This window comes from Massilia sp. LC238, from assembly GCF_000735635.1.
Classification (GTDB): domain Bacteria; phylum Pseudomonadota; class Gammaproteobacteria; order Burkholderiales; family Burkholderiaceae_D; genus Telluria; species Telluria varians.
The window spans coordinates 277,210-289,694 of record NZ_JNNN01000078.1 but is presented as its reverse complement, the minus strand read 5'-3'; the positions used below and the strand labels follow the sequence as shown (position 1 = coordinate 289,694).

Sequence of the window (12,485 nt, the reverse complement as noted above, 5' to 3'; positions counted from 1 at the left end):
GCCGCTCAGCGGGCATAGGCGCGCTGCAGCGGCGTGCGCCCATGCTCGTGCTGCCCGCGGGTCGACAAGGCCACGATGGCGCTGCCGGCGGCGACGATCAGCGCGTCTTCGATCAGGCCGCTACGGGTCTGGCCGATGCGCGCCATGGCCTGCTTGCGGCCGGCCAGCGTCAGGTAGGCAAGCGGCACGGCGGTGGCAACCGCGGCCGCCGCGCCGGCCTTTTCCCGGCCCTTGGGCGCGAGCGCGGCGCCGGCGATGCCGGCGCTCATGACCCGCGCCAGCAGCCCCAGGAACACGGTGCGGTCGGGCGCGGTTTTCATCTTGTCGCCGATCAGTTCACCCGCGCCCATCGCCAGTGCGCCGTACTTGAACAGCGGGCGGTCGAGCAGGAACAGCTCGCCGGGGGTGTCGCGCTTGGCCATGCGGGCGGTGGCGATGGTGGCCATCGGGGTCATCGAGCGTGCGCTGGCGACGGCGCCGATCAGTACGGAGGAAAGCAGGCTGCGAAAGTTCATTGTGACGGACTCCTGTGCAAGTCGTTTGACGGTCACTCAAATGTAGTCAATATTACAAGATGATGTCGCCGGCCTGGCGCGCCGTCTCGCATGACTGTCCCGTAGTACTATCGACGACACCGGATTCGCCGCAGCGCGGCCAAGGAGCAAGCACCATGTCGACCAGCGCCTCTCGCATGCCCGCCGTGTTCATCGGCCACGGTTCGCCCATGAACACGCTCGAAATCAACGAGTTTACGGAGACCTGGCGCTCGCTCGGGCGCCTGCTGCCGCGGCCGCGCGCCGTGCTGGCCATCTCGGCGCACTGGTTCATCCAGGGGACCGCAGTCACCGCGATGCCGAACCCCAAGGTGATCCACGACTTCTACGGCTTTCCGAAGGAGCTGTTTGCCTTCGGCTATCCCGCGCCCGGCAGTCCCGACGTCGCGCATGAAGTCGCCGAACTACTGAAACCCACCTATATCGGCCTGGACATGGACAGCTGGGGCCTCGACCACGGTACCTGGTCGGTCCTTGCGCATGTCTTTCCCGAGGCGGACATACCGGTAGTGCAACTGTCGATCCAGGCCGCCGCCCCGCTCGCCTATCACATGGAGCTCGATGCGCGCCTGGCGCCGCTGCGCGATCGCGGCGTCCTGATCCTGGGAAGCGGCAACGTCGTCCACAATCTGCGGCTGGTCGACTGGGCGCGTGGAAGCGGGGGCTTCGACTGGGCAGACCGCTTCGACGCGCGCGTGCGCGCGCTGATGACGACCGCGCCGGGCGACCTGGCCGAAATAGAGTCCTCGCCGGATTACGCGCTCGCCGTGCCCACGCCCGAGCATTTCCTGCCCCTCGCCTACCTTGCCGGCCTGTGCCGGGCCAGCGGCGAGCCGGCCGTCCCGTTTGCCGAGGCAAGGGCGCTCGGTTCGCTCAGCATGACGAGCTATGTGGTCGGCATGCGGGCGCCGATCCAGCTCGGGGACGCAGCCGACTCGCAGACGCTGCCGGAGCGGGTGCCGCCCGAACAGACGAATATCTGATCCGGGCTGGCTTCAGAGCGACCGCACGGCCGGCGCAGCCCCGCAACATTTGCTTACAGATGAGCAACCGCGCTTAACGCTCAGGCAACAGAGAATGGCTTTCCCTTCTCTTCCCCTTGCATCCATGAAGCTCGCTACCTTCGCCCTCGCCGCCGCCTTCCTGTGCACCCAGACGCTGGCCTACGCGGTCCCCGTCACCGACTGGCGCGCCGACGACCTGCTCATGCAGGCGCCGGACATCAAGAAGGAACTCGGCCTGACCGACAACCAGAACCTGCTGTGGGAACAGAGCATGCGCAAGACGCGCGCCATCCTGCGGCTGCGCAAGGAAAGGCGCGACGAACTCGATGCCGCCGCCAAGAAGCTCGCCAACGAACCGTCCGCCGAACTGCGCGGCCTGGCCGGCGCGCTCGCCGACGAGGCGGCGTCGGTGCACGACGAGGACAAGGAACTGCGCGAGATCTGGTTCACGATGAACGATGCGCTCGACGACCGGCAACGAGGCCTGGTGCTGGCGCGCTTCAGGAGCATGCTGGAACGCCAGCCGCCGGGACCGGGCGCTGGCGGAGGCCGCAGGGAAGGTGGCGGCAAGCCGGAGGGCGGCGGCCGCGGCGGCCGCGGGCCGGGAGGCATGCCTGGCGGCGGCGCGCCGGGCGGCGGCAACATGGGTATCGGGATGGGCCGCGGTTTTTAAGCCGGCAGGGTTTACTTCAGGCGGCAGGTCAGCGCCCAGCAGCTGTCCCAGCGACCGATCTTGATCTCGCGCACCGCCGTGCCGAGGCGCTTGCGCAGCGCGCTGTCGGTCGGGTAGTTCTTGGGCAGCTCGTGGCGCTTGCCGTCGGCATCGACGAACTGGGCCCAGGTATTGCCCTGGGCGTCGGTGCGCGCGACCGTCGGGCTGGCGCCTTCGACGTACTCGTCGTCGATCAGCACCAGCAGCGCATTCGAGCCGATGCGGGCGCGCAGTCCGGCGATGAAGGCGTCCTGCTCTTCCTTCTTGAAATGCGACCACAGGAAGCCGGCGAATACCGCCGTGAACTTGCCGAGGTCGGTAGGCAGGTTCAGTGCGTCGACCACGCGGTACTGCACGTTCTCCAGCCCTTCGCCGTGCTCGCGCGCCACGTTCAGCATCGCTTCGCTGATGTCGGTGGCCAGCACCGATTGCGCCGTTTCGGCGATCACGTCGGTGAAGTAGCCGGTGCCGCAACCGAGTTCCAGCACGGTGTGGCCGCGCAACAGCTCGCCGACCTGCTCGGCGACGTCGTCGAGGTCGTCCTGGCGCTCCTCGTCGCCCTCGTCGTGGAACTGGGCGTCGTAATGGTCCGCGATCGCGGTATAGAAGTCGGCGACTGGGTTGGTGCTCATGGTGTTTCCTTGTAATTACAGTTCGTAGTTCTCGCCGCCGCGCATGGCGGACTCGACCATCTTGCGGTTGAGGGTCGGGGCGAGCAGTTCGATGAAGGTATAGATATAGCTGCGCAGGTAGGCGCCCTGCTTGATCGCCACGCGCGAGGTGTTCATGCCGAACAGGTGGCCGACGGGGATCGCGCGCAGGTTGCGGTCGCGTTCCGGGTCGAAGGCCATGCCGGCGATGATGCCCACCCCCATGCCCAGCTCGACGTAGGTCTTGATGACGTCGGCGTCGATCGCTTCCAGCAGCACGTCCGGCTTCAGGTGGCGCAGGCCGAAGGCGTGGTCGATCTTGCTGCGGCCGGCAAAGGCGGCGTCATAGGTGATGACCGGGTAGCCGGCGATTTCCTCCAGCGACACCGCTTTCGAGCGCAGCAGGGGATGTTCTTGCGGCACCACGAGCACGTGCTCCCACTGGTAGCACGGCAGCGTGATCAGGCCGTCGATGGCGGCGATCGACTCAGTGGCGATGGCCAGGTCGGCCTGGTCGTTCTTGACCATGTCGGCGATCTGCTTCGGGTTTCCTTGCAATAATGACAAGCGCACCTTGGGGTACTTCTGCATGAAGCCCTGCACCACCTTGGGCAGCATGTAGCGCGCCTGGGTGTGGGTGGTGGCGATGGTGAAGCTGCCGCTGTCGTGGGCCGCGTATTCCTTGCCGATGCGCTTGAGGCTGTCGATCTCCTGCATGATCAGCTCGACCGACTGCAGGACCAGCCGGCCCGGCTCGGTCAACCCGCGGATGCGCTTGCCGTGGCGGGTAAAGATGTCGACGCCGAGCTCCTCCTCGAGCTCGATGATCGCTTTCGACACCCCCGGCTGGGAGGTGAACAGCGCCTTGGCGGCATCGGTCAGGTTGTAGTTCTGGCGCACGGCTTCGCGCACGAAGCGCAGCTGGTGAAGGTTCATGTGGTGGTCGGTTGTTCTATTGGTCTTGTTAAAGCGTCAGCAGATGACATTTTAAGATGCTTATTCAAGTTACGCATATAAGCAAATGAATTCTCCGTAGTTTGGAATATAAGCACCCATCCGTACACTTGGCCATACATTTAACGGGTGGACAATGTTTGCAAGGTCTGCCCTCACTGGACGAGACCATGTACCGCTACGACCACTACGACCATCTCATCGTGCGCGAACGCATCGCGCAGTACCGCAGCCAGGTGGAACGCCGCCTGAACGATGAGCTGACCGAAGAAGAATTCATCCCCCTGCGCCTCCAGAACGGCCTCTATATGCAACGCCACGCCTACATGCTGCGCGTGGCCGTGCCCTATGGCCTGCTGGCGTCGAAGCAGATGCGCATGTTCGCTCATATTGCCCGTAAGTATGACCGCGGTTACGGCCACTTCACCACCCGCCAGAACATCCAGTACAACTGGATCGAGCTGGAGCAGACTCCGCAGATCCTGGAAGACCTGGCCTCGGTCGAGATGCACGCCATCCAGACCTCGGGCAATTGCATCCGCAACATCACCACCGACGAATTCGCCGGCGTCGCCGCCGACGAGATCATCGATCCGCGTCCGTTCGCCGAGATCCTGCGCCAGTGGAGCACCTTCCACCCCGAGTTCATCGCCCTGCCGCGCAAGTTCAAGGTGGCGATCAACGGCGCCGTCGAAGACCGCGCCGCGATCGCCATCCACGACATCGGCCTCACGCTCGTGAAGAACGATGCTGGCGAAGTCGGCTTCAAGTTCATGGCCGGCGGCGGCATGGGCCGTACCCCGATCCTGGGCTCGGTCATCCGCGACTTCCTGCCCTGGCAGCACCTGCTGACCTATACCGAAGCCGTGATGCGCGTGTACAACCAGCACGGCCGCCGCGACAACAAGTACAAGGCCCGCATCAAGATCCTGCTGAAGGCCCTCGGCGTCGAGGAATTCACCCGCCAGGTGGAAGAAGAGTGGAAAGACCTGAAGGACGGTCCGGAAACCCTGACCCAGGAAGAATTCGACCGCGTCGCCCAGTGGTTCCAGCCGCACGGCTACGCCACGCTCGAAGACACCGATCCGACCGCCCAGCATCCGGACAACCGCGCCTTTGCCAACTGGCTCAACCGCAACGTCAAGCCGCACAAGGTGCCGGGCTATGCCGCCGTGGTGCTGTCGCTCAAGAAAACCGGCGTGCCGCCGGGCGATGCGACCGCCGAGCAGATGGACTTCGTGGCCGACCTGGCCGACAAGTACAGCTTCGGCGAACTGCGCGTGACCCACGAGCAGAACCTGGTGCTGGCCGACGTCGAGCAATCGAAGCTGTTCGAACTGTGGCAGCTGGCCAAGGCCAAGGGCCTGGCAACGCCGAACATCGGTCTGCTGACCGACATCATCGCCTGCCCGGGCGGCGACTTCTGCTCGCTGGCGAATGCCAAGTCGATCCCGATCGCGGCGGCGATTGCCGAGCGTTTCGACAACCTCGACTTCCAGCACGACATCGGCGACATTGAACTGAACATTTCGGGCTGCATCAACGCCTGCGGCCACCACCACGTGGGCGCCATCGGCATCCTCGGCGTCGACAAGGACGGCAGCGAGTGGTACCAGGTGTCGATCGGCGGCTCGCAGGGCAACAACTCGGCGATCGGCAAGATCATCGGCCCGTCCTTCTCGGCGCTGCAGATGCCGGAAGTGGTCGGCCGCCTGCTGGAAGTCTACGTGCGCGAGCGCTATGAAGGCGAACGTTTCGTCGACACCGTGCAGCGTCTCGGCATCGCGCCGTTCAAGGAACATGTCTATGCCACGCCGATCGCGGCGGGCGAACTGGTTGGGGAAGACCACTATGCCTAATTTCGTCCTGCACAAGCAGATCATCAAACACCGCGAAGTGGTCGAGGACGACTGGAGCGTGCTGCGTCTCGCCGAGGGCGAAACCCCGGAATCCGTCGAGGTCCCGGAAGGCAAGTTCATCGTACCGCTGGGCGTGTGGCAGGCGCAGCGCGCTCTGCTTTCCGGCCGCAGCGAGATCGGCGTCTGGCTGGCGCCGGACGAAGGGGCCGCCGCCATCAAGGACGACCTGTCGCGCTTTGGCGTGATCGCCGTGGACTTCCCGAAGTTCTCGGACGGCCGCGGCTACTCGACCGCCTTCAACCTGCGCAAGCGCCTGGCCTACAACGGCGAGCTGCGCGCGATCGGCGACGTGCTGCGCGACCAGCTGTGGCCCCTGTCGCGCGTCGGCTTCGATGCCTTCGCCACCCGCCAGGACCGCAGCATCCACGACGCACTCAAGGGCCTGACCGTGTTCTCGGAAACCTACCAGGCCTCGGTCGACCAGCCGCTGCCGCTGTTCCGCCGCGCGCCGCGCGGCACGCCGCCGGAACTGACCGACGTCGGCGCCGGCATCTAAGGAAGCATTCAAGGAACCACCATGAGCGACCTCCATCGCCGCGTCGACGAAACGAACGCCATCCTGGCGCGCATCGCCCGCGATTACTCGCCCGCCGTGTTCGCATCGAGCCTGGCGGCCGAGGACATGGTCCTGACCGACCTGATCCTCAAAGCGAAGCTGCCGATCGGGATCTTCTCGCTCGAGACCGGCCGCCTGCATGCCGAGACCCTCGACATGCTCAATCGCGTACGCGAGACCTACGGCTACGAGATCGCCCTGTTCAAGCCGCAGCCGGAAGCGGTCGAAGCCTACGTGGCGCAGAACGGCCTGAACGCCTTCTACGACAGCGTCGAGATGCGCAAGGAATGCTGCCGCGTGCGCAAGGTCGAGCCTTTGGGCCGTGCCCTGGCCGGCAAGCAGGCCTGGATCACCGGCCAGCGCCGCGCCCAGTCGACCACCCGCGCCGAACTGGCCGTACAGGAAGACGATGCCGCGCACGGCATGCAGAAGTTCAACCCGCTGGCCGACTGGTCGGAAGAGAACGTGTGGGAGTACCTGCGTTCCAACGCCGTGCCCTACAACGCCCTGCACGACCGCGGCTACCCGTCGATCGGCTGCGAGCCCTGCACCCGCGCGATCCAGCCGGGCGAGGATGTGCGCGCCGGCCGCTGGTGGTGGGAAAACCCCGAATCGAAGGAATGCGGCCTGCACGTGGTCGACGGCAAACTCATTCGCATCAAATCCGTGGCCGCGTAAAGCAGCTCACCCAAAGGCAAAACAACATGACGACAGTATTCGACAACCCGGGCGTGCTCACCGACGTGAATGCGCGCCACCTCGACGCCCTCGAATCCGAGGCCATCCACATCCTGCGCGAAGTGGCGGCCGAATGCAGCAACCCTGCCCTGCTGTTCTCGGGCGGCAAGGATTCGGTTGTCCTGCTGCGCCTGGCCGAAAAGGCCTTCCGCCCGGGTAAATTCCCCTTCCCGCTGGTGCACATCGACACCGGCCATAACTTCGACGAAGTGATCGCCTTCCGCGATGCCCGTGTGGCGGAACTGGGCGAGCGCCTGATCGTCGGCTCGGTCGAGGAGTCGATCAGGCGCGGCACCGTGCGCCTGCGTAACCCGGCCACCGATTCGCGCAACGCGGCCCAGGCCGTGACCCTGCTGGAGACCATCGCCGAACACGGTTTCGACGCCTGCATCGGCGGCGCCCGCCGCGACGAGGAAAAGGCGCGCGCCAAGGAGCGCATCTTCTCCTTCCGCGACGAGTTCGGCCAGTGGGATCCGAAGGCCCAGCGCCCGGAACTGTGGGACCTGTATAACACCCGCGTCCACCCCGGCGAGAACATCCGCGTGTTCCCGATCTCGAACTGGACCGAGCTGGATGTGTGGCAGTACATCGCCCGCGAAAAGCTGGCCCTGCCCCCGATCTACTTCGCGCACGAGCGCCAGGTCATCCCGCGTAACGGCCTGCTGGTGCCGCTCACCCCGCTGACCCCGGCCCGCGAAGGCGAACAGGTCGAGACCCGTACCGTGCGCTTCCGCACCGTGGGCGATATCTCCTGCACCTGCCCGGTGGCGTCCACCGCCAGCACCGTGGAAAACATCATCGCCGAGACAGCCGTCACCGAAGTGACCGAACGCGGCGCGACCCGGATGGACGACCAGACCTCCGAAGCCTCGATGGAAAAGCGCAAGAAGCAAGGATATTTCTGATGAACGCCATGACCGACAACCTCAATCAAAGCGGCATGCTCCGCTTCATCACCGCCGGCTCGGTGGACGATGGCAAAAGCACCCTGATCGGCCGCCTGCTGTACGACAGCAAGGGCATCTTCGCCGACCAGCTGGCCGCCGTCTCGCGCTCGAAGCACAAGCGCACCGTGGGCGACACCATCGACCTGTCGCTGCTGACCGACGGTCTGGAAGCCGAGCGCGAACAGGGCATCACCATCGACGTGGCCTACCGCTACTTCGCCACCCCGAAGCGCAAGTTCATCATCGCCGACACCCCGGGCCACGAGCAGTACACCCGCAACATGGTCACCGGCGCCTCGACTGCGGATGCCGTGATCATCCTGGTGGACGTCTCGAAAGTGAAACTGGGCGACGACGGCAGCGTGACCCTGCTCACGCAAACCAAGCGCCACTCGACCATCGCCAAGCTGCTGCAGATCGAGCACGTGATCGTGGCCGTCAACAAGATGGACCTGGTGAACTACGACCAGACCGTGTACGAGCGCATCGTCGCCGCCTACGGCGAGTTCGCCCGGTCGCTGGGCCTGAAGGACGTGACGGCGATCCCGCTGTCGGCACTCAGCGGCGACAACGTGGTGCTCGCCTCCGAGCGCATGCCCTGGTACCAGGGCCCGACCCTGATCGAGCTGCTCGAAGGCCTGTCGGTCTACGACGAATCGCACGCCGCCCCGTTCCGCTTCCCGGTGCAGCTGGTGGCGCGCCACAACGGCCACGAAGCCAATGACTTCCGCGGCTACATGGGCCGCATCGAATCGGGCAAGGTCTCGGTCGGCGACAAGCTGGTGGTGCAGCCTTCGGGCCAGCAGGCGACCGTCAAGGAGATCGTCACCTTCGACGGTTCCCTGCAATCGGCCGTGGCCGGCCAGTCGGTCACCCTGCTGCTGAACGAGTACCTGGACATCTCGCGCGGCGACCTGCTCGCCAGCGCCGAGCAGCCGGCAACCCAGCTCAAGCAGGTGGTGGCGGACGTGTGCTGGATGTCGGACGAGCCGCTCGATGCGCGCCGCAAGTACTGGATCAAGCACGGCACCCGCCAGACCGCCGCCAAGGTCAAGCAGGTGGACAGCATCCTGGACGTCAACACCCAGCAACGTCATGCGGCAGAGGGCCTGAAGCTGAACGACATCGCCACCGTGCAGCTCTCGGTCCAGCAGCCGCTGGCGGCCGACGCCTATTGCGACAACCGCGCAACGGGCGCCTTCATCCTGATCGACGAAGTCACCCACCAGACCGTCGCAGCGGGTATGATCCGTCTGGATCAATAAGCGAAGGAAGCGTATGGGGGCACTGGGGAAAGTCTATCTGGTAGGAGCCGGACCCGGTGCCGCCGACCTCATCACCGTACGCGGCGCGCGCCTGCTGGAGCAGGCCGACGTCGTGCTCTACGACGCCCTCGTCACGCCCGAGATGCTGGCCTTGTGCCGCCAGGCGGAGCTGATTTCCGTCGGCAAGCGCTCGGGCCAGCGCTCCACCGCGCAAACCATCATCAACCAGCAGCTGGTGGAATGCGCCGGCAAGTTCAGGCAGGTGGTGCGCTTGAAAGGCGGCGATCCGATGCTGTTCGGGCGCGCCGACGAAGAACTGCGCGCGCTGGAAGCGGCCGGCATCGAGGTCGAAGTCGTCCCCGGCATCACCACCGCGGTTGCGGCTGCCGCTGCGACCAAGCAGCCGCTGACCAAGCGCGGCGTGGCGCGCAGCGTCGCCTTCTTCACGTCGAGCACCGCGCCGGACCAGCCCGACCATCCTGCCCTGCCCGAGACCGACACCCTGGTGCAGTACATGGGCGGACGCGAAGCCGCGGCCACCGCCGAGCGCCTGCTGGCGGAAGGACGGCGGTCGGACCTGCCCGTCGTCGTGGTGGAAAACTGCAGCCGGGCGGATGAGCGTATCCTGCGGCTGACCTTATCCGATCTGGCGCGCGGCCTGGAGCCGGGCCACGGACCGGTGCTGGTGATGCTCGGCGAGGCACTCGCCAAACGCGAACATCAATTGTAGGGTGGGCGGGTCTCCCGCCCACGCGGTGATAGTTTGCAGCGAGATCGTCGAACCCGATAACGGAGCCGATAACGCTCACCGCGTGGGCGGCGAAGCCGCCCACCCTACGAATTACTTCATGCCCACGGCGTGAACTCGATCCCGTTCTGGATCGCCCCGATCACCTGCGCCTGGTTCTCGGCGCTCTCGCTGAAGAAGGCCAGCACCTGCTCGCGCGGGGTGTGCAGCTCGGTCAGCGCCTTCATCCAGTAATCGTAGCCCGCGCCTTCGGCGCTCCGGTGCAGCACGTTGTTGTACAGGAGTCCGACGAACTGCGCGTCGCTCGCGTTGGCGCCGTACAGGCTCTTGAATTCGTCGCTGCCGGTGAAGCCCGCCGCCACCTGCTCCAGCGTCACGCCCGCATCCATCATCTTGATCCAGTAGCCCACGCCCTCCTTGTCCGGCGCGCGGTCGAAGGCTGCCCGGTACAGGCGGTAGGCCTGGCCGGCGGTGCCCTCGATGTCCAGCGCCACCGAGACGTCGGCGAACTTCAGGCGCTCGACGTTCACCAGCGTGTCGGTGCCGCCGGCGCCGAAGCGATCGACGACGGTCGTGCCGGTCGCGGTGCGCGTGATGTCGAACAGGCTCTTGTAGCTGCCGTACTCGATCGTGTCGATGCCGCCCAGGCCGTCGATTCTCTGGTTGCCCGCCATTGCCTTGATCAGGTTGGCGCCATCGCTGCCGCTCACCGTGGGAGCGATGGAGGAGCCGCTGCCGGTAGTGGTGCCCGTGCTGCCCGAACCCGTGGATGGCGTGGGGGCTGGAACTGGAGCTGGAGCCGGAGCCGGGGCCGGGACCGGCGCTGGAACTGGGGCCGGGGCTGGAGCCGGGACTGGCTCCGGCGCCGTGCCCGTCGCCGGTGCCGAGACCATCGGCGGCGGCTCGATCCCGGCCAGCACGCGGGCCTCGACCTGCACCTTCCCATCGGCCTGGGTATCGATCCAGGCGGCGGCGAATCCGCCACCCGCGAGTGCGCTCAGGACCGGGTTGGCCTGGTCTCCCTGGCGCATTTCGTTGATCCCGAATTCGCGCGCATCGAGTGCGCTGCCGTCGGCGGCGAAGCGCCGGCCGAAGACGCCGTTGCCGTCGAAGTCGCCGCTCCCGCTCTGCCATGCGACCAGGAAGCCGCCGTCGGCCAGCGCGACCGTGCTGGCTTCGAAGCGGCCGCCGCCGGCATCCAGGTTGGCCTGCGTCATGTCGCCCAGGCGATTGCCGGCGGCGTCGAAGCGCTGGAAAAAGATGTCGCTGCTCGCGAAGCCCCATGGGGAATTCGCATAGCTGTCCCAGGTCACCACGAAGCCGCCCCCGGCCAGCACGGTGACGCTCGGCTGCGGCGCCGCCGTGGCGATGCTGGCGGCCAGCCCGTCGCCGCTCACCAGGATCGTCGCGCCGCCGGCCTGCGCGGCGTAGACGTTGCCGTCGCCCAGCTCGCCCCAGGCGACGACGTAGCCGCCGGCGCCGGCGGAGATGCTCGGGCTGAAGGCCGTCCCCAGCGTGCCGTAGACCTGCTCGGCGCCTTGCGGGTTGCCGTTGGCGTCGGCGCTGCGCACGTGCACTTGGCCGCCGCTGCGCCAGGCGATCGCAAAGGAGCCGTCGCGCAATGCGGTCACGTCTGGCATGGCCGTGTCAAGGCCGGCGGCGCCGACGACGACTTCGGCGCCCGGATTGCCGCCGGCGTCGAGAACGCGGTAGGCGATGCGGGTACCGAGGCCGTCGGTGCTGGTGTAGGCCACCACCGAACGGCCGTCCGCCAGCGCGGCCACCGCGGGCGCGCCTTCCACGGCGCCGTCGCCGGTCGAACTGATGGCGATGACCTGCCCTTGTGCGGCGCCGCTGGCGCTGCGCAGCTGCCCGACCACGCTGCCGTTCGGCGCCTGCCAGACGGCGATGAACGCGCCGGTCGACAGTGTCGCAAGTTCGGGGTTGGCGGAAGGCGCCGCCGCACCGAGGGCAAACTCGCTGCCGAACCCGGGCAGGTCGCGCGAGCTGCCGGCTTCGACGCTGTACACCAGCGTCTCGGCGATACCCTTGCCCGGCAGCGGATTGCCGTTGCCGTCGATCTGGTAGCGGTCGTAGTAATGCACGGTGACCGCCACGCCGCTGCCGGCGGCCGGCAGCAGCGCCGCGTCATTGAGGATCAAGCGCGCCGTGGTGTCGGTCGCCGGGTTGTAGGAGATCGAGAACAGGCCAGGCACCGACTGGCCATCGATGACCCAGCGCCCGCCGGTCGGCAGGCCCCAGTCGATCGGGGTCAGCGTGGCGGCAAGCTCGCCGCTGCGCAGGGTGGTGAACAGGACATCGCGGTCGTCGAGGATGCCGACTGGGGCGTAATCGGCGGTATCGGTGCTCATGGGCGGCAGGTTTCTGAAAGCTGGCCGCGCGGGCGTGCGCGGCACTGAACAGAAACGATGATGCCC

Annotated in this window: 12 protein-coding genes; 8 read left to right on the top strand and 4 right to left on the bottom strand. The window is 66.6% G+C overall.

Annotated elements, in window-relative coordinates:
• Positions 1–5: 5 nt before the first annotated feature.
• On the bottom strand, positions 6–515 hold the full coding sequence (locus FG94_RS22545; protein WP_036216371.1) for a hypothetical protein: 510 nt from the start codon (positions 513–515) through the stop codon (positions 6–8).
• A gap of 155 nt (positions 516–670) precedes the next feature.
• On the opposite strand from FG94_RS22545, the gene ygiD reads away from it, so the two are divergent.
• Together ygiD and FG94_RS27990 are read left to right on the top strand one after the other, a co-directional pair.
• Positions 671–1,537, top strand: a complete 867-nt coding sequence (gene ygiD, locus FG94_RS22540) for a 4,5-DOPA dioxygenase extradiol (RefSeq protein WP_036216369.1) — start codon at positions 671–673, stop codon at positions 1,535–1,537.
• A 124-nt stretch (positions 1,538–1,661) separates the two neighbouring features.
• Complete coding sequence (locus tag FG94_RS27990) at positions 1,662–2,231, top strand: hypothetical protein (protein ID WP_051997007.1); 570 nt, start codon at positions 1,662–1,664, stop codon at positions 2,229–2,231.
• Positions 2,232–2,242: 11 nt separating this feature from the next.
• On the opposite strand, the gene FG94_RS22530 is transcribed toward FG94_RS27990, so the two are convergent.
• Positions 2,243–2,902 carry a class I SAM-dependent methyltransferase gene (locus tag FG94_RS22530; protein ID WP_036216368.1) on the bottom strand — a complete coding sequence of 220 codons (660 nt, stop codon included), beginning with the start codon at positions 2,900–2,902 and terminating at the stop codon, positions 2,243–2,245.
• Between the two features lie 15 nt (positions 2,903–2,917).
• The gene (locus FG94_RS22525) at positions 2,918–3,856 is read right to left on the bottom strand and encodes a CysB family HTH-type transcriptional regulator (protein WP_036216366.1); all 939 of its coding nucleotides are present in this window, start codon (positions 3,854–3,856) and stop codon (positions 2,918–2,920) included.
• Between the two features lie 188 nt (positions 3,857–4,044).
• On the opposite strand from FG94_RS22525, the gene FG94_RS22520 reads away from it, so the two are divergent.
• From FG94_RS22520 to cobA, 6 genes are read left to right on the top strand one after another with little or no spacing between them, the layout of a single operon-like run.
• Positions 4,045–5,733, top strand: a complete 1,689-nt coding sequence (locus FG94_RS22520) for a nitrite/sulfite reductase (protein ID WP_036216363.1) — start codon at positions 4,045–4,047, stop codon at positions 5,731–5,733.
• A complete protein-coding gene (locus tag FG94_RS22515; protein WP_036216361.1) occupies positions 5,726–6,289 on the top strand; it encodes a DUF934 domain-containing protein in 564 nt (187 codons plus the stop codon). The genes FG94_RS22520 and FG94_RS22515 overlap by 8 nt, the downstream gene beginning before the upstream one ends.
• Positions 6,290–6,310: 21 nt before the next feature.
• Entirely contained in the window at positions 6,311–7,027 is a 717-nt protein-coding gene (locus FG94_RS22510) for a phosphoadenylyl-sulfate reductase (RefSeq protein ID WP_036216358.1), read from the top strand.
• A 26-nt stretch (positions 7,028–7,053) separates the two neighbouring features.
• Positions 7,054–7,992: a sulfate adenylyltransferase subunit CysD gene (gene cysD / locus FG94_RS22505; protein ID WP_036216356.1), complete on the top strand. Its 939-nt coding sequence runs from the start codon at positions 7,054–7,056 to the stop codon at positions 7,990–7,992.
• Entirely contained in the window at positions 7,992–9,299 is a 1,308-nt protein-coding gene (locus FG94_RS22500) for a sulfate adenylyltransferase subunit 1 (RefSeq protein ID WP_051997006.1), read from the top strand. Before cysD ends, FG94_RS22500 begins: the two co-directional genes overlap by 1 nt.
• A gap of 13 nt (positions 9,300–9,312) precedes the next feature.
• Entirely contained in the window at positions 9,313–10,029 is a 717-nt protein-coding gene (cobA, locus tag FG94_RS22495) for a uroporphyrinogen-III C-methyltransferase (protein WP_036216351.1), read from the top strand.
• Between the two features lie 116 nt (positions 10,030–10,145).
• On the opposite strand, the gene FG94_RS26235 is transcribed toward cobA, so the two are convergent.
• Positions 10,146–12,419 (bottom strand): DUF4214 domain-containing protein, encoded by a 2,274-nt coding sequence (locus tag FG94_RS26235; protein WP_051997005.1) that lies wholly within the window; start codon positions 12,417–12,419, stop codon positions 10,146–10,148.
• Positions 12,420–12,485: the final 66 nt, after the last annotated feature.